Origin of the sequence: Leifsonia sp. 2TAF2 (genome assembly GCF_052115085.1) — a bacterium.
GTDB lineage: Bacteria > Actinomycetota > Actinomycetes > Actinomycetales > Microbacteriaceae > Leifsonia.
In genome coordinates this window covers 537,073-559,408 of record NZ_JBFRFY010000002.1, presented here as the reverse complement: position 1 = coordinate 559,408, position 22,336 = coordinate 537,073, and the positions used below count along the sequence as shown (strand labels likewise).

Sequence of the window (22,336 nt, the reverse complement as noted above, 5' to 3'; positions counted from 1 at the left end):
TACCAAGATGGTCCCGCCGCGACAACCCGCCCTACTGCCCCACCGACCGCCGCTTGTTGTACACGTCGAAGGCGACGGCGGCGAGCAGCACCAGACCCTTGATGAGCAGCTGGTAGTCGCTGTCGATGCCGAGGATCGACATGCCGTTGTTGAGCACGCCGATGATCAGACCACCGATGATGGCGCCGGTGACCGTTCCGATTCCTCCGGTGACCGCCGCCCCACCGATGAAGACGGCGGAGATCGCATCCAGCTCGAAGCTCGTTCCGGCGCTCGGACTCGCCAGGTTGAGCCCCGCGGTGAACACCAGGCCCGCGACCGCGGACAGCACGCCCATGTTGACGAACAGCAGGAACGTGACGCGCTTGGTCTTGACGCCCGAGAGCGCCGCCGCCGCCAGGTTGCCGCCGATCGCGTAGATGTGCCGGCCGAAGACGGAGCCGTTCATGATCGCCGAGTAGCCGATGACCAGCACTGCCAGGATGATCAGCACGATCGGCGTGCCGTTGTAGCTGGCGAGCAGCACCGTCATGACGAGCACGAGCGCGATGAGGAACACGAGCTTGATGATGAACCACCACAGCGGCTCGTCCTCGAGGTCGTACTTGCGGCGCACGGCCCGTTGCCGCAGCGACGACGCCAGGATGGCGATGCTCGCGAGCAAACCCAGAATCATCGTGAGCGGCTCGTAGCCGGTGGTCCCGAACGCGGGCAGGAAGCCCGACCCGATCGCGCGGAACTCCTTCGGGAAGAACGAGATCTGCTGGTTGCCGAGCGCGATCTGTGCAGCCCCGCGGAAGGCCAGCATGCCGGCGAGCGTGACGATGAACGCCGGGATGCCGAAGTACGCGATCCAGAATCCCTGCCACGCGCCCACCAGCGCACCCAGCACCAGGCAGAACACGATGGCGAGCGGCCAGGGCAGATGCCAGTTCGAGATGAACACACCGGCCATGGCGCCGATGAACGCCACCACACTGCCGACCGACAGGTCGATGTGGCCGGCGATGATGACCATCACCATGCCGATCGCGAGGATCAGGATGTAGCTGTTCTGCACGATCAGGTTCGACACGTTGATCGGCGCCAGGGTGATGCCGCCTGTGGCGATCTGGAAGAAGACGACGATGGCGATCAGGGTGATGAACAGCCCGATCTGGCGCAGCTGCCCGGTCAGGTAGTTCAGGGCTTTGGTGAGCGGTTTCATGCGGTGTTCTTCTCGCGTTCCTGGGTCATGAATTGCATGAGGTATTCGGCGGTGGCCTTCTCGCGCGGGACGTCGGCGGTGATCCGGCCCTCGCTGAGGGTGTAGATGCGGTCGCAGATTCCGAGCAGCTCGGGCAGCTCGGAGGAGATGACGACGATGCCTTTCCCCTGGTCGGCGAGCCGGTCGATGATCGTGTAGATCTCGTACTTGGCGCCGACATCGATGCCACGGGTGGGCTCATCGAGGATGAGGACCTCCGGGTCGGAGTACATCCACTTCGACAGCACGACCTTCTGCTGGTTGCCGCCGGAGAGCTTGCCGGTGAGCGTCAGGACGTTGGGCGTCTTGATGTTCATGCTCTTGCGGTACTGCTCCGCGACCAGCGACTCCCGCTGCTCGTTGATGAAGCGGAACCAGTTGGCAAGCTTGTCGAGCGCGGCGATGGAGATGTTGCGCTGGATGTTGTCGATCAGGTTCAGCCCGAAGTGCTTGCGGTCCTCCGTGGAGTAGGCGATGCCGTTGGCGATGGCCTTGGACACTGTGCTCACCGAGATCGGCTCGCCGCGTTTGTACACGCGCCCGCTGATCCCGACGCCGTAGCTGCGGCCGAAGATGCTCATGGCGAGCTCCGTGCGTCCGGCGCCCATCAGGCCCGCGATGCCGACGATCTCTCCGGCGTGGACCTTGAAGCTCACGTTGTCGACGACCACGCGGTTGCGGTCGAGCGGGTGGTGCACGGTCCAGTCCTCGACGCGGAGCAGCTCCTCGCCGATGTGCGGCACATGATCGGGGAAGCGGCTGGCGACATCCCGGCCCACCATCCCCTTGATGATGCGCTCTTCGCTGGTGCCCTCCTTGCCCATCTCGAGCGTCTCGATCGTCCGTCCATCGCGGATGATGGTCACCCGGTCGGCGATCGCTTTGATCTCGTTGAGCTTGTGGCTGATGATGATCGACGTGATGCCGTGCTCCTGGAGCTGACGGATCAGGTCGAGAAGGTGCGCCGAGTCGTCGTCGTTGAGGGCGGCCGTCGGCTCGTCGAGGATGAGGATCTTGACCTCTTTGGACAGCGCCTTGGCGATCTCAACCAGCTGCTGCTTGCCGACCCCGATGTCCTTGATCTTGGTGATCGGGTTGTCGTGCAGGCCGACGCGCTTGAGCAGTTTCGCCGCTTCGAGGTTCGTCTCGTTCCAGTCGATGAAGCCGCGCTTCTGCCGCTCGTTGCCGAGGTAGATGTTCTCGGCGATCGACAGGTACGGCGACAGCGCCAGCTCCTGGTGGATGATGACGATGCCCGCCGCCTCCGAGTCGTTGATCGACCGGAACTCGACGGGTTCGCCGTTCATGACGATCTCGCCCTCGAAGGTGCCGTGCGGGTACACGCCCGACAGCACCTTCATCAGCGTGGACTTGCCCGCGCCGTTCTCGCCGCAGATCGCGTGGACCGATCCTTCCTCGACACTGATCGAGACGTCCTGCAGCGCTTTCACGCCGGGGAAGGATTTCGAGATGTTCCGCATCTCGAGAATCGTGTCAGCCATGGTCTCCCTTGCTCGCAGTGGTCCGGGCGGGCGCTGGATGCGCACCCGCCCGGACCGTCAGGCCGGCGCTACTTGAGGTCGGATTCCTTGTAGTAGCCGCTGTCGACCAGGATCTTCTGGTAGTTGTCCTTGGTGACGACCACGGGCTGGAACAGGTAGCTCGGGACGACCTTCACCTTGTTGTCGTAGCTCTTGGTGTCGTTGACCTCGGGCTTCTTGCCGGAGAGCAGGTCGTTCGCCATCTTGGCGGCCTCGTTCGCCAGCTGGCGGGTGTCCTTGTAGATGGTCGAGTACTGCGTGCCAGCGATGATCTGCTTCACGCTGGCGACCTCGGCATCCTGACCGGTGATGACCGGCAGCTTCTTGCCGCCGGAGCCGTAGCCGGCGCCTTCGAGGGCGCTGAGGATGCCGTCGGAGAGGCCGTCATAGGGCGACAGCACGCCCTGGACCTCGGTGCCGGTGGAGTACGACTTGGCGACCAGGTCCTGCATGCGGGCCTTGGCGGTCGCCGGATCCCAGCGCAGGATGGCGACCTGGTTGAAGTTGGTCTGGCCGCTCTTGACGACCAGCGTCCCGTCGGCGATGTACGGCTTCAGGGTGTCCATCGCGCCGTTGTAGAAGAACGTGGCGTTGTTGTCGTCCGGGCTGCCGGCGAACACCTCGATGTTGTACGGCCCCTTCTGCCCGGTCGGCTTGCCGTCGGCGTCGAGGACGCCGAGCCCGGTGAGCAGCGACTTGGCCTGGTAGACGCCGACCTTGTAGTTGTCGAACGACACGTAGTAGTCGACGTTCTTGTCGCCGGTCAGCAGGCGGTCGTACGAGATGACCTTGATGCCGGCCTTGGCCGCCGCGTCGAGCTGGTCGGTGAGCGACCCGCCGTCGATGGAGGCGATGATCAGCACTTTGGCACCCTTGGTGATCATCGTGTTGACCTGCTGCACCTGGGTCGGGATGTCGTTGTTGGCGTATTCGAGATCGACCTTGTAGCCGTTCTTCTGAAGGTCCGACTTGACCGCGTTCCCGTCCGCAATCCAGCGCTCGGACACCTTGGTGGGCATGGCGACGCCGACGAGGGCGCCCTTGTTGTCTCCGCTTCCCGTAGCGCTTCCGCCTCCGCGGCCTCCTCCTGAGCAGGCGGCGAGCGTCACCGCGACGCCGAGCGCTGCTACGGCGAGTGCGACTTTCCTGAACTTCACTGTGATTCCCTTCGAGCGTTGTGGCGACCGGCGCGCCCAGTGCGCACGGGCTCGCCGAGCTCGGAACGGTCTCGCGCCCGGCGACCAGCGTGCGACGGGGCGGTGCAGGAACGATCGCGGCTGTGCGATCCGGCTGCTGTCATGAGCGACTCCCTCGTCGTATGCTGGGCGGTACGCGATATATGTGACCGGTCCCAGAACGGGTTAGACGCTACGACCTGAGCCCGTGGTCAGTCAAGTGCTTCGCGGAAAATATGATGAGCACGTTCACCGAGTGCGGCAGCGCTGCCGCCCTCGCCGACGAGACAGGACGCATGGACAAGCGCGGACCCGAGGAGCAGCGCGCACTCTCGATCCGGGACATCGCCCGGCTCGCCGGAGTGTCGCGGCAGACGGTGTCCCGCGTGCTCAACGGCGAGCGCTACATCAAGGCCTCCACCGAGGCGCAGGTCCGAAAGGTGATCGAGGAGCACGCCTGGCGGCCCAACAGCGCCGCGCGCGCCCTGGCCACCTCCCGGTCGATGACGATCGGGCTGCTGGTCTCCGCCCGGTCGCACTACGGACCGTTCAGTGCCGCGACCGCGATCGACGAGGCGGCGCGCGCGCGCGGCTATGCCATCCTCTCGGCCACGCTGGCGCGGGAGGACGACGCCAGCATGTCGGAGGCGCTCGACGCCTTCGCTGCGCAGGGGGTGGATGGCGTGGTCGTCATCGCGCCGCAGCAGCGGGCCCACGAGGCGCTGCAGCGTGTGGCCGTCCGCTTGCCCTTCGTGAGCCTGCACTGGAAGGACGACGGCGATGGACGCGTGGCGGCGTTCGATCAGGAGGCGGGCGCCCGCCTGGCCACGCGTCACCTCATCGAGCTCGGCCACACGCGAATCGTGCACCTCGCGGGCCCGCAGGACTGGAACGAGGCGGAGGATCGGATGAACGGGTTCCTCGGCGAGTTGAACGACCACGACCTGCCCGTGACCGCTCCCCTGTTGGGCGACTGGTCGGCGGACCTCGGCTACGAGGTCGGCCTGAAGCTGCTCGACCATCCGGATTTCACGGCGGTGTTCGCCTCCAACGACCAGATGGCCCTCGGCCTCATGCACGCCGCCGCGGACCTGGGCCTCTCGGTGCCCGGCGACCTCAGCGTGGTTGGCTTCGACGACATCCCGGAGGCCAAGCACTTCGCGCCGCCGCTGACCACGATCCGCCAGGACTTCGGCTGGCTCGGGACGCAGGCGATCGACGTCCTGGTGTCCCAGATCGAGGGCGTCGAGCCGGTGGTGCCGATGGAGTACCCGATCCCGCAGCTGGTCGTGAGGGAGAGCACGGCGCCGCCGCGGCCGGGGCGGTGAAGCTGCTGCTCCTTCGCCCGCGCCGGCGTCCTGTTTTCAGGAGAATCGGCTCGGCGGGTTCAGCTATGCCCTGTGCTCAGGACATAGCGACACCTCCCACCCCGGATCTCCTGAAAACAGGAGCGGGGCGCGTGCTGAAAACCGGAAGGCCGCGTCCTGAAAACAGGAGCGGCACGTCCTGAAAACAGGAGCGGCGCGTCCTGAAAACAGGACTCGACCGGGCTCTACGCGTTCTGAGCCGACGCCCCGACGATCGGGGCGGTGGCCGGCGATCGCTCCCCCACGACGGATACGGCCACGACCGCGACATCGTGCTGGCCCAGCGTGATCCCGCGGGCGCTTGCGCCGCTCAGCACGTCGGTACCATCGACCTCGACGACGACCGGGCTGGCGCCGTGGTTGATGAGAAAGAGGAGGTCGCCCCGCCGCACCGATTCGACCGGGCCGCCGGTATCGCCCGAGAGCGGACGCTCGACGCGCACGCCACTCTCGGCGATGAGTCTCTCGACGAGCGCCGCCCTCCCGTCCCGGTCGAGGCGTGTGGCGAGATACCAGGCTGCGCCTTCGCCTCGGGCTTTCCGGGTCAGCGCCGGCCAACCGTCCAGCGCACCGCCCTCGAAGACCGCCTCGACCTCCGCATCATGGAGGTGCAGGGCTTCGGTCCACTCGGCACCCGTGCTGGTGCCGCCGGCAAAGACCCCACCCCGCACGCTCACCGTCGGCGCGATCGTGGCCGACTCCGCGACCGGGATCCCACCGGGCCGAGCCCAGGCGCCGGTCAGCGGCCAGAACTCCTCGATCCAGACGCCCAGCGTCGACTGCAGCTCACCGAGATAGCCGCCGAGACGCGCGCGGAGGTTCTCGTCGACGATTCCGGTCTGGTCCGTCACGAGCACGCTCGACCCCGAGCGGGCGGCCGCGTCGATCGCCGCGGCTTGTGCGTCGGTCGTGACGAACAGGCTCGGCACCACGACGATCGGGTAACCCGTGAGGTCGTCATCGCCGGGCACGAGGTCGACCGTCAGCCCGGCGTCCGTCAGCGCCGCATGCCACCGCGCGACCAGGGAGAGATACGACGAGGTCGCCGGAAGTCCCCGCTGCTCGATCGCCCACCAGCTGTCCCAGTCGAAGACGAGCACTGCGTTCGATCGGGTCTCCGTCCCCATCACGCCGCCCAGCGCCGCGAGCTCGGATCCCAGTTGCTCGACCTCTCGCCAGACGCGCGTCCCGGTGCCGGCGTGGGGCACCATCCCGGAGTGGAACTTCTCGGCACCGGATGCCGACTGCCTCCACTGGAAGAACAGGATGCCGTCCGCGCCCCGGGCGAGAGCCTGGTACGAGAGCGCCCGCATCTGCCCTGCGGCCTTGGGAGCGTTGGCGGGCCGCGTGTTGACGGCGCTCGTCGCCTGCTCCATCAGGATCCACGGCCGCCCGCCGCCCAGAGAGCGCATCAGGTCGCGCGCCATCGCGGCGGCACGCGGGGCGTCTGGATCTGCAGGGTCCGGGTAGAGGTCGTCGGCGATCACATCGACGTGAGGCGCCCACCGCCAGTAGTCGGCGCCGCGGAACAGCCCCATGAAATTGGTGGTGACCGGGATGTCCGGGGTCACCTCGCGCAGGATCGCCTTCTCCTCGAGGTAGCAGGCGAGCAGCTCGTCGGAACTGAACCGCTCGAAGTCGAGCGCCTGCGTGGGATTGCCGATCGCCGGTGTCGTCCGCGGCGGGAGGATCTCGTCGAACCTCCCGTAGGACTGCGACCAGAACGCCGTCCCCCACGCCTCGTTGAGAGCCCCGATCGTCCCGTACTTCTGCTCGAGCCAGCGCCGGAACGCTGCCGCCGACTCGTCGCAGTAGCACCGGGCGACGTGGCAGCCGTACTCGTTGTTGACGTGCCAGAGCACCACGGCAGGGTGCTTCCCGTAGCGCTCCGCGATGGCGCGGGCCAGCTTCCCCGCGCTCGCCCGGTACTGAGGCGAGCTCGGGCAGTACGCCTGCCGCGACCCCGGAGACAGCCGGACACCGTCCGCAGTCACCGGCAGTGACTCCGGGTACGCGCGGGAGAACCACGGCGGCGGCGAGGCCGTCGCCGTCGCGAGATCGACCGCGATCCCGTTCTCGTGAAGGAGGTCCAGGATGCTGTCGAGCCAGCCGAACTCGTAGCGGCCCTCCTCGGGCTCCAGCAGCGACCAGGCGAAGACGCCGACGGTGACGAGGTTCACCCCGGCGCGGCGCATGAGGTCGACATCCTCATCCCACACCGCCTCCGGCCACTGCTCGGGGTTGTAGTCGCCGCCGAACCAGGGCGAGCGGGCGAAAGCTGGATGCATGGAGGACGTGTTCCTTACTTGATGGCCCCGGCGCTGATGCCGTCGACGATCTGACGCTGTGCGAAGAGATAGAAGACGAGCACCGGCACGATGGAGATGAGGGTGGCGGCGAGCAGGATCTGCGGCTGCGGCGTCTCGGCGGAGACGAAGCTGGTCAGCCCACGTTGCACCGGCATCAGCGCGGTGTCGTTGAAGATGACGAGCGCCATGAGGTACTCGTTCCACACCGCGAACGCCTGGATGACGGCCACGGCCGCGAGTCCCGGCTTCGCCAGCGGGAGCATGATGCTGAAGAAGGTGCGCAGGGCGGACGCACCGTCGAGTGATGCCGCCTCCTCCAGGTCGCGGGGCTGCGACGCGAAGAAGCTGCGCATGATCAGCGTCGAGATCGGGATGCCCGAGGTGATCAGGATGAGGATGTATCCCTGCCGGGTGTTGGCGAGATCCAGGGTCAGCAGCACCTTGTACTGCGCGAGGAACATCGCCGGCGCCGGGATGATCATCACCGCGAGGATGAGCGCGGTGAAGATCGCCTTGCCCCGGAATTCGAGGCGGGCGAGCGCATAGCCGGCAAGGCTCGACACCAGCAGGATGCCCGCGACCGCGCAGAGCGTGTAGATGACGCTGTTCGTCAGGTATACGCCCAGGTTCCCTCTGACCCACGCGGTGGTGAAGTTCTGCCACTGCGGCACGGCGGGGAGGAGCGCATCCCCTTTGAGGAGCTCGGGCAGGGTCTGCATCGAGCCGGAGATCATCCACAGGATGGGGAAGATCGCGCTGAGGGCTCCGGCGACGAGGAGCGCGTACAGCGCCACCCGCCCGGGCCGGAGGGGACGCCGCGTCGCGCGGCTCTCAGCGGGGACCGCCTCACGGGCAGCCACGTAGCCGGTGGTGTTCGTGGTGGTCGTCATGGTGTCTCCCGTGTTGCTCAGTCGTTCGCACGCCGGCGCGAGACGCCGAGCTGCACCAGCGACAGGACGATGAGGGCGCCGCCGAAGATGACCGACATGGCAGCGGCCTGTCCGTAGTTGTTGTAGGTGAACGCCTGGGTGAAGATCTGCAGCGTGGGCACCATGGTCGTGTACCCGGGACCGCCGTTGGTCAGCACCTGGACCGTCCCGAAGATCTGCAGCGCGGCGAGCAGCGTCAGCAGGCTGACCACCGTGGTGACCGGCGCGAGCTGCGGCCAGGTGATGTACCGGAACTTCGCCCATCCTCGTGCGCCGTCGAGCTCGGCCGCCTCGTAGAGGTACTTCGGGATGTCCTGGAGACCGGCGAGGAAGAGGATGAAGCCGAACCCCCAGTGCAGCCAGAGGAAGACCGCGATGACCGCGAATAGCGCGACGTTCGGGTCGTTCAGCCAGTCGTGCTGGAGGAAGGGCAGCCCCATCCAGCCGAGGATCTTGTTCACGATCCCGGACCGCGGGTCGAGCATCGCAGAGAACACCATCCCGACGACCACGACCGACAGCACGCTGGGGAGGTAGTAGACGGTCCGGAAGAAGGTGCGTCCCTTGCGGATCGCGTTCACGGCGAGCGCCATGACGATGGCGACGCCGTTGCCCACGACGAACCCGACGACACCGAAGATGACGACGTTCTTCATCGACGCCCAGAAGGCGACGTTGCGGAACGCGGCCTGGTAGTTGAGCCAGCCGATCCACGGCGTGTCCGGGCTGACGCCGTCCCACGACTGGAAGCTGAGCAGGATCGACTCGACGAACGGCGCCAGGGTGAAGACGGCGATCAGGGCGATCGCCGGAGCCAGGAACAGGTAGCCGGCGAGCGCCGAGCGCCGGCCGATCCGGCGCCGCTTGCGCGGCGCTCCGAGGGAGCGCCGCGCAAGGGTGGTGCTGAGGGTGGTGGTCACTGGCTGGCGTCCTGTGCGCTCTGGACGTCGGCCAGCAGGTCCTTCACCGTGATCTGCCCGAGCACGAGGCTCTGCACGTCGCGGTTGATCGCATCCGTGACCTGGGCGCTGAACGTGTTGGGGATGACCTGCTGGTTCTTCGTGCCCTCGGCGAAGCCGGTGAGCGTGTCCGGCAGCTTCGCGCTCTTCAGGAGGGACGGGCTGGTCGGGATGATGTACGCCTCCTTCGCGAACACCTCCTGCTGCGCCGGCTCGGTGAGCCACTTCACGAAAGCGAGTGACGCCTGCACGTGCTCGCCGCGCGGGTTGATGACCGCACCCTTGCCGGGAACGCCCGGGGAGCGGGGCGAGTATTTGGCGTCGGACGCCTTCGGCAGCGACATCGAGAAGAACGAGGTGTAGTCCGGGGCCGTCTTGTGCGCGACCGAGACGCCCGGCGAGGCGTCGAAGATCGTTCCGACGCTGTGCTTGGTGAAGAAGTTCGTCTCGACGGTGGGGTTGTCGTTCTGACCGCCCGGGATGGCGTCACCCTGGATCGCCCCGGCCTTCTTGAGATCGGCGATCACCTGGAAGGCCTTGGCCCAGCCGTCGGAGGTCCACTTGTACTTTCCGGCGAAGGTGTCGTTGATCTGCTTGTCGGTCAGCCAGTTCGAGGCGAGGTACTGCACGAACTGCGGCGTGAGGGATGCGGCGACGGAGAAGCCACCGTTGGGGTTCTTGTTGCTGGCCGCCAGCTGCTTGATGAGGTCGGAGACCGTCTTCGGCGTCTTGGCGGCGTCGATACCCGAGTTCGCCGAGTCGGAGATGAGGCCGTACGCCTGGTTCTCCCAGTGGACGGTGTAGATGCCGGGCTTCACTCCGAGGTTGTTGCCCTGGGCGAACGTGGCGAGCTTGATGACCTCAGGGGTGAAGTTCTTGCTCCAGCCGGCCTTCAGCTCCTTGCTCAGGTCGAGCGCCCAGCCTGCCTTGTAGAAGGGCGCCATCGAGACGGGGTTGAACGACGAGTAGATGTCGGGCATCTGCTTCGACTGCGCGTCCGCCTGGAGCTTGGGCAGGTAGTCCACCGGGCCCGGGGTATCGACGGTGACCGTGACGCCGGTCTCGTCGCCGTACTTCTTGGCGAGCTCGTTCAGGACGACCTCTTGGCCACGGGACTGGTTGAGGAACGTCAGGTGGACGTCCTTCTCGGCGGTGGCGGTGGCCGTGGTGGCCGACGACCCGGAAGCGCTGCAGCCGCTGAGCAGCAGGGCGGCCGCGGCCAGTGCCGCGCTCGCAACGACGGCAGAGCGCCGTCGTAGGTTGTATCGATTCAACTCGCGTGAATGCATTGTCCTCACCTTTGAAAGACACCGGGGGGACGACCCTCGGCAGACCGGGAATGGGATGCAGGCCGTCCAGGGTGCTCGCGGCCCGACTGCTAACTCTGAGTCTCTAATAGAGTTTGCACTTGGATGGTAACCAGCACATCCGGCTCGTGTCAATTCTTAGGGAGCAATAGTTTTAAAGAATCTGGGCTATCGTGGCGGCATGGTGAAAACTGTCGCCGTGCGCGGGCCTCGTGGGAGCTACGCCAAGACCAAAGAGCGCCGGCGCGCCATCGCCGAGGCGGCCCTCGAGATCGTCCTCGAGAAGGGACACCGCTCCCTCATCACGGCGGACGTCGCACAGCGCGCAGGGCTCAGCGAGCCGGGCGTCCTCTACCACTACCCGACGAAGGACGACCTGCTGCTGGCCGCCCTCCGCCTGTCGGACGAGTACGAGTGGTCGACGATGCCGCTCGGCGAATCGGTGCGTCGCGCTCCTGCCCGCGCGGCGGAGAGCCTGCGACGCATCAACGTCGTCCGCCTGCACACGGCGATGTTCGGCGAGTCGAGCGACCCGGCGCATCCCGCGCACGAGTACTTCAAAGATCGCTGGCGCGCCGGAGACGAGCGGATGGTCGAGAGCATCGTCCGCCTGCAGCAGGCGGGCGTCGTCGATTCGTCCCTCGACCCCTATCGCGCGTCGCGCTGGATCCACACGGCCTGGGAGGGCCTGCAGCTGCAATGGCTGGCCGAACAGAACTTCGACATCGCCGCCGAACTGGGCTCGCTCATCGAGCGTGTCCTCGGAGCTCCGATGAGCGCGATCGAGCGGGCCGGCGACCGCGGCGCCTGACCGCGCCCTAGAGGGTCTCCCCCGCGTCGGCCAGCAGCGTGCTCCCGGTCATGATCAGGGAGAGGTCGCTTGCGGCGAACAGCACCACCCGGGCGATGTCATCCGGAGTGCCGAGCCGGCCGATCCTGCTCTGCGTCATCACATCCAGCGGCGGGATCTCGATTCCGGCTGCCGCCGCCTGCTCGGTCGCTGCCCGAGCCGCCGCGATGTTGCCCTCGGTCGGGACGAAGCTCGGAGCCACCCCGAGGACGCGCACGCCGAGCGGCGCGAGGTCGACGGCCAGCGACTTCGTCAGACCGCGCGCCGCGTGCTTGGAGCTGACGTACGCGGCCATCCCGGGGAACGCGACCTGGAAGCCGGCCGTCGAGATGATGTTGACGATGACTCCCCCGGAGCCGTCCGCGGCCATCCGGCGAGCGGCCTCCCGCGAGCCGAGCAACACTCCGCGCGCGTTGACCGCGAACACCCGGTCCCACAGCTCGTCCGGCATGTCGAGCACCGGAGCGTTAGGGAACAGGCCTGCGTTGTTGACCCAGATGTCGAGGCCGCCGAGTTCCCGGACGGCCAGGTCGGCTGCGGCCACGACCGAGTCGGTGTCGGACACGTCGGCGCGCGTCCCGATCGCGGTCACGCCGTAGCGCGCGGCCAGCTCGGCCGCTGCCGCCTTGGCCGGTTCCTCGTTCAGGTCGACGACGAGGACGTCCGCTCCCGCCTCCGCGAGGCGCTCGGCGATGGCCCTGCCGAGGCCTTGTGCGCCCCCGGTGACGACCGCCCGGCGGCCGCGGAGGGAGACGAGTTCGGCGATCGACGCGTTCGAGACGTCAGGGAAGGGATAGGGCATACGGACCTCCAGGTCGTGTGTCGGTGATCATCGGCGGAACGCGCTACTCGACCAGGTCCTCGACCCGCGCGACAGCGTCGCCGAACCGTGCGGAACCGAAGCTCTGCGGCCGTCCGTCCTCTGCGGTCCCGAACAGCAGCCGCGCGCCCTGCTGGACGCCGGACCAGGTCGCACGGAGACGCATCTCCCCGCTGACCTCGCCCTCCGCGACGAGGTCCGCTTCGTACACCGCACCGCTCGCCATCGACCCGCTCGAGCGCTCGTAGCCGTTGTAGACGGCCCTGCCGTCGTCGCTGAAGTCGACGTAGCGCGAGAACGCGGACCACGTCCCGTGCCCGTCCGACGACCGCTCGAACTCGAGGTGACCGGAGTGCGCACCGGCGATGCGCCCGGACGGCACGACCTCGATCCGGTGCCGCAACCGTTCGCGTGCATCCTCGCCCGCCACCGCGTACGGAGGGAGGCCGGGCGTCGCGACGACCGGCACGGCGGCCGCCGGCGCGTGCTCGGAAAGCCGGGCGACGCGGATCCTGAGCTCGGGATCGCCGCCCTCCCCCGAGCCTCGGCGCTGCTCCATCCACATCGTCCGCGTGCCATCGGGATGCCAGGACATCGGGGAGACGTAGACCCACGACGCGTCGCCGCTGTTCAGCGGGACGCCCAGGTACCCCGGCTCGGTCATCGACCGCTGGATATCGATCAGGACGGGCCCGATGTTCCCCGGCCGGAACCGCCGGACTCCGTCCACGGCGTAGACGTACAGCACCCAGGCGAGGTCCATCGTCACGAGCTGCGCGTGCGGGCGCGAGACGAGCCCGAGGAACGCCAGGTCGGTCTCTCGTGAGGCACGCCCGGTCATCACGATGCCCAGCCGCTCATCCGGCGAGAGGATGGTCGTCTCGTCGTACCCGGGAGTCCTCGTGATCGGCTCGATGTGCTCCGAGGTGAGGCTCTGGATGATGGAGTCGGTCAGTGCCCCGCCGCCGTCTCCGACGGACGAGATAGCGGCGCCGCCGCGGACGAACTGCTTGACCTCGCCGCCGAGCATCGGCCGCATCCTGAACCAGCCGTCGCGCGCCGGGTCGGGGACGACCGCCTCGCTGCTGCTGATGATCGCCGGCTCCTCGATCGTGTACCGGCCCGCACCGCGCTCCAGCCGGCCGAGCGCCACGACGGCCGACATGTCGGTCCGGAGGACCGTCCAGGCGATGTGCCGGTCGTCCGGCGAGACGATGATCTCCGACCAGTGGTGCGAGGTGAGCGGATCGGACGTCAGCTCCCACGGATACTCGACGCGCAGGAGCTCGACCGTCGTCGCGGTGCCGAGGTCCGGCGTCGCTTCGAGGACGTAGTCGCCGAGAAGCACCCGCCGGCCGTCGCTGAACGGCATGTGCCGGATGCCGTTCGCCGTCGGACTCTGCGGGATCGCTCCGGAGAAGATCTCGCGGAACTCCGTCCCGTCATCGTGGACGATGCCGACGCGGAACCAGTCGTCGTGGTCCCCAGGGCGGCGGAACAGCACGAAGACGTCTCCCGACGGCAGGTAGGTGGCGCTCGACAGCTGGACGCCGTCAGGCAGCGGAACCGTGGAGAGCTCGATCCGGCCGAAGGCGCTGTCCCGGGTCTCCGTGTCCCGCTCGTCGATCGCGGCGAGTGCTCCCTCTGTCATGCGAGCGCATCCTCTCGGGTGATTACCCAGTCGTAGATCCGTGCCGCCACGAGGTCCGGGGCGTCGTGGACCGAGAACACCGACCCCGTTTCGTCGGGCTCCAGCCTCTCCAGCGTCTGCAACTGCGAGGTGAGCAGCCCGGGCGGCATGAAGTGGTCGCTGCGAGCGCCGATCCGCTCTCCCAGGAGGTCGGCGCTGCCCTCCAGCTGGGCGAACGTCACCGGCCCCTCGGCGCTGCGGCGGATGGCATCCCGATACGTCCGTCGCAGCGCCGAGCAGGCGACGACGACGCCGCGACCCGACCGGAGCTCGGAGGCGACCGCCTCACCGACCCGGGCGAGCCACGGCCAGCGGTCGTCGTCGGTGAGCGGTGTCCCGCCGGCCATCTTGTCTTTGTTCGCCTGCGGGTGCAGGTCGTCGGCGTCGATGAACGGCAGGTGCAAGCGCTCGGCGAGCGCCCGTCCCACGGTCGTCTTGCCTGCGCCGGAGACGCCCATCACGACGATCGCTGACGCCGAGACGGCGTCCTGGGCCTCAGCGGACACTCTTCACCTTGGTGAAGATGATGAGCCCGCCGATGAGGGCGAAGACCGCGCCGATGAGGTACAGCGTCGTGTAGTTCTTGTCGGCGCCGACCGCCCCGATCGTGATGATCAGTGGCGCGATCAGAGGCGCGATCGCGCTCGGGATCTTCTGCGCGAACGCCACGACCGCGAGGTAGCGGCCGGCCTCGGCACGGCTCGGCAGCACGGCGAACACGATCGCCTGGTCCACCACACTGAACGCCGCGATGGCCAGCTGCATGAGCACCGATCCGACGACCAGCGGGACGATCGAGTGCGCGAACGCCTCGACGCAGGCGCCGGCCACGAACAGCAGAGCACCGATCAGCGTGAAGAGCTTGCGGCGTCCCAGCTTGTCCGAGAGGAAGCCGCCGAGGATCGCACCGCCGGTGGCGGCCAGCACGCCGATGATGCCGATCGCGGCGACGACACCCGCCACCTGCACCACCGGGATGCCGAGCCGCTGCGCGTAGAAGAAGGTGCCGAACGTGGTGTTGAAGTACAGCCCCATGAAGAAGATGAACCGGCCCAGCCAGTTCCAGCCGAAGTCCGGATACTTCCTCGGGTTGAAGACGTAACTGCTGAACAGCGCCTTGGCGCTCACGGTGTCGTTCCGGACGATGTCGCGCGAGCTGCCCTCCCGCTTGATCAGGACGAACGCGAGGATGAGCACGAGGCCCACCAGGGCGGGCACGAGGAAGAGCAGGAAGGTCGACTTCACGACCGCGTAGGCGACGCCGATGCCGATGACCGGGGCGATCTGCGTGGACACCCCGGTCAGGGCCGAGGCGCGTCCGCGCTGCTCCTCGGGCACTCGGTCGGCCAGCAGGGTCTGGATGCCCTGGCCCGCGGTCGCCCAGCCCAGCAGGCCGACCACCCAGCCGGCGCCGATGAGCAGGAGGTTCGGCGACACGGCGATGAACACCACCGCCAGGAGGCCCAGGATCGCTCCGCCCACGACGAACGGCGTCCGGCGCCCGAACGGCGAACGGAGCCGGTCGCTCCACACGCCGAGCAGCGGGCTGAGGACGAGGTACACCAGCTGCGCGGTCCCCGTGATGTAGCCGAGGACCTCCTCGTGGCCGGGATCGAGTTGGGACACCCGAACCGCGAGGGAGTAGGTGAGCGGGACCATCAGGGCGAGGCTGGCGCCGAAGTTCGCGACCGTGATCCAGAACAGGTAGCTGGCGCTCACCCGGCGGAGCGGCGGGGCGACCAGGTCGGGGCCGTTGATCTCCTGGTTCTGGGGACCGGCCGCCGGACCCGCCGAGGTGGGCAGGACCGTGGCGGCCTCGACCCTCACGGCACGCGAGGATTTCGTGTCGAGGTTGCTGTACTTGCGCATCGGGAATGACTCCTTCGTCAAACGCTGAAAAGGGGAGGGTGTTCGGGGGTTACCAGTCGTGGACGGTGCCGTCGGCGAGTCGGTTGTAGGGGAGGTAGGCGCGGACGTACGGGTACTTGCCGGCTTCGTCGACATCCAGCTCGACCCCGAGTCCCGGCTGGTCGCCGGGGTGCAGGAAGCCGTCCGTCCAGGTGAAGGACTGCTGGAAGACGCTGTCGGTCTTCTCGCCGTGCTTCATGTACTCCTGGATGCCGAAGTTGTGGATCGCGAGGCCGAGGTGCATGGCCGCGGCCATCCCGACCGGCGAGATGTCGGTCGGACCGTGCATCCCGGACTTGATCTGGTACTGGGAGGCGTAGTCGAGCACCTTCTTGAGGTGCGTGATGCCGCCGGTGTGGGTAACGGCCGAGCGGACGTAGTCGATGAGCTGCTCGCGGATGATCTGCTGGTAGTCCCAGACACTGTTGAAGATCTCGCCGATCGCGAGCGGCGTGGTGGTGTGCTGGCGGACGAGCCGCAGCGCCTCCTGGTTCTCGGCCGGCGTGCAGTCCTCCAGCCAGAACAGGTCGTACGGCTCGAGCGACTTGCCGAGCTGCGCAGCCTGGATCGGCGTCATCCGGTGGTGGCCGTCGTGCAGCAGCGGCAACTCCGGGCCGAACTCGTTGCGCACCGCCTCGAACACGGTCGGGATGTGGCGCAGGTAGGAGCGGGTGTCCCAGTCCTCCTCGTTCGGCAGTCCGCCGCGCTGCGCCGGCTCGTGGTCGTAGCGCACGCCCTGGTTGGCCTCGTAGGTGGCGTTGGAGGCGATCCCGTAGATCGACTTCAGCCCAGGGACGGCCGACTGGATGCGGATGGCGCGGTAGCCCTGCTCCTGGTGCTCGCGCACGCTGTCGAAGAGTTCGGGCAGGTCGCGACCGGAGGCGTGGCCGTACGCCAGTAGTCCGTTGCGCGAGGCTCCGCCGAGAAGCTGGTAGACCGGCATCCCAGCGGCTTTGCCCTTGATGTCCCAGAGGGCCATGTCGACCGACGCAATGGCCGCCATCGTCACAGGTCCCCGCCGCCAATATGCGCTGCGGTAGAGGAACTGCCAGGTGTCCTCGATGCGCGATGCGTCACGGCCGATCAGCAACGGGACGACATGCTCGCTCAGGTAGGCGACCACCGCCTGCTCGCGCCCGTTGAGCGTCGCGTCGCCGAGGCCCGTGAGCCCGTCCTCGGTGGTCAGCTTGAGGGTCACGAAGTTGCGGTCGGGGCTCGTGACGATGACTTCTGCCTTGTCGATGATCATGAGGGGTTCCCTTCGCTCGCTGCGGGTCGTTCTGCCGGGCCGTCCGGTTTCTTCCCCTCCAGACCGCGCCAGCGGTTGCGCACGGAGAAGGCCGCGCCCTTGGGCTTACGGTCGCGGGTGAAGACGCCCTTCTTGTTGCCGTCGACACGATGGATGCCGGGGCCGGTCATGAAGTCGGCGAAATTCCAGATGTGCTCGCCCACGAACTCGGGGATCCGGTCGAAGACCCGGTGGTAGGCGGCCAGCAGGTCGGACTGGTACTCCTCGGTCCACGGCATGTCCCACACGGAGTGCAGCCCGGGCTGCGTGTCGGCGCCGTACTCGGACATCATGATCGGCTTGCCGAAGCGCTGCACCCAGCCACGCAGCTCCTGCTCCAGCACGCTCTCCGCCGTGGCGAGGTCGCCGGTGAAGACGTACCAGCCGTAGTAACGGTTGATGGAGAGCACGTCGAAGAGGTCGCCGATCTTGTCGTTCGCAGGGGTGGCGAACATGACGGCGGCATACGTGAGCGGCCGGGTCGGGTCGAGCTCCCGGGCGAGGTCGACGAGGGGTTCGAAGTACTCCCGCGATCCGTCCTCGTTGGAGGCGGGCTCGTTGGCGATGCTCCACATGACCACGCTGGGGTGGTTCTTGTCGCGGGCGAGGAGTTCGCGCAGGTGCTGGGCGTGCACGTTCCTGGTCTCGCCGCCGAAGTTCTCCGGGGCGAAGGTGGGTGTCGGCGGGATCCCCGTCAGACCGCCCTGGACGCCGAGGTTGAGGCCGACCGCGGCGGTCTCGCCGATGACGACGATCCCGTGGCGGTCGGCGAAGTCGAGGACCTCTTCGGCGTACGGGTAGTGGCTGGTGCGGAACGAGTTGGCGCCTGTCCACTCCAGCAGCTGGAAGTCGTGCACCAGGTAGGCGTCGTCGTGACCCTTGCCCCGCACGGGAGTGTCCTCGTGCTTGCCGAAGCCGGTGAAGTAGAACGGTTCGCCGTTGATCAGGAAGTCGGTGCCGCGCACCTCCACGGTACGGACGCCGAAGGGCAGGATGTAACTGTCGACCGGCTCGCCGTTCCGTACGAGTTCGACCAGCAGGTCGTACAGGTACGCCGCTCCGGGCATCCAGAGGTGGACGTCGTCGATGCGGACGCTGCCCTCGGCGCCTTCCGCCGTCGCGACGGTGGCTCCGCTCTCGTCGAGGACGCGGAGTCGAACGTCCGCTGCTTCCGCTCCGGCCGTCTCGATCCGATAGTCGACGACGCCTGCCGAGCCGTCGATCCCGGTCACGACGGTGATGTCAGCCACGTACGCCTGCGGCGTGCTGTACAGCTTCACCGAGCGGGCGATGCCTGCGTAGTTGTAGAAGTCGTGGTGATATGTCTGCTTGAGCCGGCCGTCCGGCAGCGTGTCGACGGTCCCCGGCGGGATGGTGAGGTGCGTCAGTCGGTTGTCCACGGCGACCGTGAGGCGGAACTCCTCGCCGGGCGCGACGATGCCGGTGAGGTCGGCGTCGAACGGCGTGTAACCGCCGACGTGCTCGGCGACGAGCACGTCGTTCGCGTAGACCGTGGCGGCGTGCGTGACCGAGCCGAACCGGAGCACGATCCGCTCGCCGGCCCACCCGCGCGGCACCCGGACCTCACGCTGGTACCAGACGACGCCGACGTGATCGCGGATGGCCGGGTCCACGAAGAGGTCGTTGTAGCTGGCGGGAACGGGCGCTTCGAGCGAAGTGACGATGCGCGAGAGCCAGGGCTCCGCGCCGACGGCGGAGTCGAGCGCGAAGCGCCAGAGGCCGTCGAGGCTGACGACGTCGCGGGTGGGGGTGGTGCGGATGCTGAGCATGGTTCTCCTACGCGGCACTGCGGGGACAGTGGACTCAGTACACCAGGTTTTGCGAATTTCGGCAAGCGATTGCCATAATGATCCCGGCAGCAGGTTCGCGACGCGAAATGGAGGCGATGACGCCGATGACACAGACAGCTCCGACCGGGTTGCGGATCGACTCAGGGGGCGACGGTTTTCCCGTCTCCGAGCAGACGGCGCGCCTCTCCTGGCTGCCTGTTGCCGAAACCGCGACATACGAGATCGAGGCCTCGATCGATTCGGAAGTCCAGTTCCTCGCGACCACTAGCGAACACCGGTTCGTTGAGTGGCCCTGGCGCGACCTGCGAAGCGGCGAGCGCGTGCGCTGGCGGGTCCGCCGGCCCGGCGGACCGTGGAGCGAGGAGCACCTGTTCGAAGCGGGCCTCCTCGACGGCGACTGGACCGCCGAGTGGATCTCGCCAGCCGAACCCGACAACGGCAAGCCGGGGCAGCGTCCCGGTCACCTGTTGCGCGGCGAGGCCACGATCGAGGCCCCGGTGGTCTCGGCCCGGCTGTACGCGACGGCCCTCGGCGTCTACGAAGCCTTCGTCAACAGTGAGCGAGCCGGAACGTCGGAACTCTCCCCCGGCTCCACCTCGTACGACACGACCGTCTACGCCCAGGCGGCGGACGTGACCGACGCCCTCACGGTGGGTGCGAACCGCATCGAGATCCTGCTGACCGACGGCTGGTACCGCGGCCAGGTCGGTGCGTTCCACGCGCCGGCCGCCTGGGGCGAGCAGGTGGCGGCGCGGGCCGAACTGCATTTGGAGTTCGCGGACGGCAGCCGCCGGGTCATCGGCACCGACGGCAACTGGACCGAGTGGACCTCGCCCATCGTGCGCGCCGATCTGATGGACGGCCAGGCCACCGACCTGACCGTCGAGCCGCAGGCGATCGGCCCGGTCCGTACCGGCGTCGTGGCGGCGCCGCCGATCTCCTGGTCGCCCGCGCCGCCGGTGCGGCGGATCGAGGAACGTGCACCACGCTCCTTCGCCCGCGGTCCGTCGGGCGGCTGGATCGCCGACTTCGGACAGAACGCCTCCGGCTGGCTCCGCCTGACCGACCTCGGACCCCGCGGCACGCGCACCGTCCTCGAGCACGGCGAATACCTCGACCCGTCCGGCGACCTCGACATGTCGCACCTCGACTCGGAGCGGGCGGGCGATGGCCTGGTCGTCCTCGATCAGCGCGACGAGGTGGTCTCCGCGGGCGAGGTGGATGCGATCTTCGAGCCGCGGCACACCATCCACGGCTTCCAGTACGTCCGCATCACGCGTGACGAGCCACTCAGCGCAGACGCCGTGCGAATGCAGGTCGTCAACACCGATCTCGCCCCGATGGGAACCTTCCGGTGCAGCGACGACGATCTCAACCGCCTGCACGAGATCGCCGACTGGAGCTTCCGCGGCAACGCGGTCGACGTGCCGACCGACTGCCCGCAGCGCGAGCGCCTCGGCTGGACCGGCGACTATCAGGTCTTCGCGTCCACCGCCGTGCGACTGTTCGACGTCCACGGCTTCACCCGGAAGTGGCTGCGCTCCGTCCGCGACGACCAGTTGGACGACGGACGCATCGCGAACTTCTCCCCCGACGGTCGGCAGGTGAAGCACCATCCCGAACTTCAGGTCGCGCAGATGACCGGGTCGGCCGGGTGGGGCGACGCGATCGTGCACGTGCCCTGGGTGCTGTACGAGACCTACGGCGACCGCGGCGAGCTGGCGGCGAACTGGGACGCGATGGTGCGCTGGGTGGAGTGGGCGCTGGAGACCGCGCGGACGAAGCGCCACCCGTCGCGGGTTCAGCGCTCAGCCGAGCCGCTGCCGCACGAACAGTACCTCTGGGACGGCTCGTTCCACTGGGGCGAGTGGTGCGAGCCCAAGGTCCGCACGGCCGACGGAGCGCTCGTGGACCCGCTCAAGGACAACCCCCTGGCCTGGTTCACGGAGGACAAGGGCGAGGTGGGGACGGCCTTCTTGCACCGTTCGACATCGACCCTGGCGCGGATCGCCGCGGTGCTCGACCGAAGTGACGAGGCCTCGCGTTATTCGGCGCTTGCGGACCGCATCCGCGATGCCTGGCGGACCGAGTTCCTGGCCGCCGACGGACGGACGGCTACGGACACGCAGGCGTCGTACGTGCGCGCGCTCAGCTTCGGGCTCATCCCGGAGGAGCTCCGTACGGCGGCGGCCAACCGGCTGGTGACGTTGATCCGGGATGCCGGAACGCACCTCGGCACCGGCTTCCTCTCCACCGCCGACCTGCTCCCGATTCTGGCGGAGACCGGCCACAGCGACCTCGCGTACGAGCTGCTGTTCCAGCGGTCGTCGCCGTCGTGGCTCGGGATGATCGACCGCGGCGCGACGACGATCTGGGAGGACTGGGACGGCATCGACGAGGACGGCCGGGCGCACGAATCCCTGAACCACTACAGCAAGGGAGCGGTGATCCGCTTCCTGCACACCCGCTTGCTGGGGCTCGACCAGGCGCCGGGATCAGTGGCGTGGGAGTCGTTCGTCCTCCGTCCCGTCCCCGGTGGCGGGGTCGCTTGGGCGGAGGGGTCGTACACGACTCCGCAGGGTGTGCTTGAGGCCGCGTGGCGGATCGAGGACGGCACGCTGCGCATCAGCGGAAGGGTCCCGGAGGCGACCCGTGGCGTCGTCGTACTGCCCGACGGGCGCACGGTGGAAGTGGGGCCGGGAGCGTTCACGGTGTCTTCCGCTGTGTCGGCCGCCGCCTGACGATCGCTGCGTCCTCCGTACAGCGTGAGTGAGGCGCGCACGGTCCTGTTTTCAGGACGTGGGGCGGGTCGCTGGCGTCGTGGTCCTGTATTCAGGACGTGGGGCGGGTCGCTGGCGCCGCGGTCCTGTATTCAGGACGTGGGGCGCTGCACGTGCAGCCATGTCCTGAATACAGGGCATAGGCGCACGTCGCTCCCCCGATGTCCTGAAAACAGGACCCGCGGGGCAGGTTCGCGTGCGCCCAGGTCCTGAATACAGGGCCGGGTCTCCGCGAAACGGCATCGCCTCGGAGCGTCGGAGATCGGGCTCCGAATCTCCGACGGACCGCGGTGCGGAAGGAGATCACGGGCGAACCGGGCGGGATCTCCGACGGTAGCCCGCGGATGTCCGACGGT

At 67.9% G+C, this 22,336-nt stretch carries 16 protein-coding genes; 3 read left to right on the top strand and 13 right to left on the bottom strand.

The annotated features are described in order from the left end of the window. Positions 1–31: 31 nt before the first annotated feature. The 3 genes from mmsB to chvE all read right to left on the bottom strand — a co-directional run bounded on the left by mmsB (position 32) and on the right by chvE (position 3,944). Positions 32–1,207, bottom strand: a complete 1,176-nt coding sequence (gene mmsB, locus AB4Z18_RS14885; protein ID WP_441783514.1) for a multiple monosaccharide ABC transporter permease — start codon at positions 1,205–1,207, stop codon at positions 32–34. Beyond that, positions 1,204–2,748, bottom strand: coding sequence for a multiple monosaccharide ABC transporter ATP-binding protein (mmsA, locus tag AB4Z18_RS14880; RefSeq protein WP_441783513.1), 1,545 nt, complete (start codon positions 2,746–2,748; stop codon positions 1,204–1,206). Before mmsA ends, mmsB begins: the two co-directional genes overlap by 4 nt. A gap of 68 nt (positions 2,749–2,816) precedes the next feature. Beyond that, entirely contained in the window at positions 2,817–3,944 is a 1,128-nt protein-coding gene (chvE, locus tag AB4Z18_RS14875; protein WP_441783512.1) for a multiple monosaccharide ABC transporter substrate-binding protein, read from the bottom strand. A 254-nt stretch (positions 3,945–4,198) separates the two neighbouring features. Here chvE and AB4Z18_RS14870 point away from each other — a divergent pair, with 254 nt between their 5' ends. Further along, complete coding sequence (locus tag AB4Z18_RS14870; protein ID WP_441783511.1) at positions 4,199–5,290, top strand: LacI family DNA-binding transcriptional regulator; 1,092 nt, start codon at positions 4,199–4,201, stop codon at positions 5,288–5,290. Between the two features lie 224 nt (positions 5,291–5,514). Here the strand turns inward: AB4Z18_RS14870 and AB4Z18_RS14865 are convergent, their stop codons facing one another. From AB4Z18_RS14865 to AB4Z18_RS14850, 4 genes are read right to left on the bottom strand one after another with little or no spacing between them, the layout of a single operon-like run. Then, positions 5,515–7,617, bottom strand: coding sequence for a beta-galactosidase (locus tag AB4Z18_RS14865; RefSeq protein ID WP_441783510.1), 2,103 nt, complete (start codon positions 7,615–7,617; stop codon positions 5,515–5,517). A gap of 14 nt (positions 7,618–7,631) precedes the next feature. Next, positions 7,632–8,528 (bottom strand): carbohydrate ABC transporter permease, encoded by an 897-nt coding sequence (locus tag AB4Z18_RS14860; protein WP_441783509.1) that lies wholly within the window; start codon positions 8,526–8,528, stop codon positions 7,632–7,634. 17 nt (positions 8,529–8,545) lie between these two features. Next, positions 8,546–9,487 carry a carbohydrate ABC transporter permease gene (locus tag AB4Z18_RS14855; RefSeq protein WP_441783508.1) on the bottom strand — a complete coding sequence of 314 codons (942 nt, stop codon included), beginning with the start codon at positions 9,485–9,487 and terminating at the stop codon, positions 8,546–8,548. Further along, complete coding sequence (locus AB4Z18_RS14850; protein WP_441783507.1) at positions 9,484–10,815, bottom strand: ABC transporter substrate-binding protein; 1,332 nt, start codon at positions 10,813–10,815, stop codon at positions 9,484–9,486. Before AB4Z18_RS14850 ends, AB4Z18_RS14855 begins: the two co-directional genes overlap by 4 nt. Positions 10,816–11,014: 199 nt before the next feature. On the opposite strand from AB4Z18_RS14850, the gene AB4Z18_RS14845 reads away from it, so the two are divergent. Then, the gene (locus AB4Z18_RS14845; RefSeq protein WP_441783506.1) at positions 11,015–11,644 is read left to right on the top strand and encodes a TetR family transcriptional regulator; all 630 of its coding nucleotides are present in this window, start codon (positions 11,015–11,017) and stop codon (positions 11,642–11,644) included. Positions 11,645–11,651: 7 nt separating this feature from the next. On the opposite strand, the gene AB4Z18_RS14840 is transcribed toward AB4Z18_RS14845, so the two are convergent. Genes AB4Z18_RS14840 through uidA form a run of 6 tightly spaced genes read right to left on the bottom strand, consistent with a single transcriptional unit; the run spans position 11,652 to position 19,179 of the window. Then, positions 11,652–12,485 (bottom strand): SDR family NAD(P)-dependent oxidoreductase, encoded by an 834-nt coding sequence (locus tag AB4Z18_RS14840; RefSeq protein ID WP_441783505.1) that lies wholly within the window; start codon positions 12,483–12,485, stop codon positions 11,652–11,654. Between the two features lie 43 nt (positions 12,486–12,528). Beyond that, entirely contained in the window at positions 12,529–14,154 is a 1,626-nt protein-coding gene (locus AB4Z18_RS14835) for a hypothetical protein (protein WP_441783504.1), read from the bottom strand. Then, the gene (locus tag AB4Z18_RS14830) at positions 14,151–14,699 is read right to left on the bottom strand and encodes a gluconokinase (protein WP_441783503.1); all 549 of its coding nucleotides are present in this window, start codon (positions 14,697–14,699) and stop codon (positions 14,151–14,153) included. Before AB4Z18_RS14830 ends, AB4Z18_RS14835 begins: the two co-directional genes overlap by 4 nt. Further along, the gene (locus AB4Z18_RS14825; RefSeq protein ID WP_441783502.1) at positions 14,689–16,062 is read right to left on the bottom strand and encodes an MFS transporter; all 1,374 of its coding nucleotides are present in this window, start codon (positions 16,060–16,062) and stop codon (positions 14,689–14,691) included. The genes AB4Z18_RS14830 and AB4Z18_RS14825 overlap by 11 nt, the downstream gene beginning before the upstream one ends. A gap of 49 nt (positions 16,063–16,111) precedes the next feature. Beyond that, positions 16,112–17,350 (bottom strand): D-mannonate dehydratase ManD, encoded by a 1,239-nt coding sequence (manD, locus tag AB4Z18_RS14820; RefSeq protein WP_441783501.1) that lies wholly within the window; start codon positions 17,348–17,350, stop codon positions 16,112–16,114. Then, a complete protein-coding gene (uidA, locus tag AB4Z18_RS14815; RefSeq protein WP_441783500.1) occupies positions 17,347–19,179 on the bottom strand; it encodes a beta-glucuronidase in 1,833 nt (610 codons plus the stop codon). The genes manD and uidA overlap by 4 nt, the downstream gene beginning before the upstream one ends. Before the next feature lie 125 nt (positions 19,180–19,304). On the opposite strand from uidA, the gene AB4Z18_RS14810 reads away from it, so the two are divergent. Next, positions 19,305–21,941, top strand: coding sequence for a family 78 glycoside hydrolase catalytic domain (locus AB4Z18_RS14810; protein WP_441783499.1), 2,637 nt, complete (start codon positions 19,305–19,307; stop codon positions 21,939–21,941). The last annotated feature ends 395 nt before the right edge of the window (positions 21,942–22,336 follow it).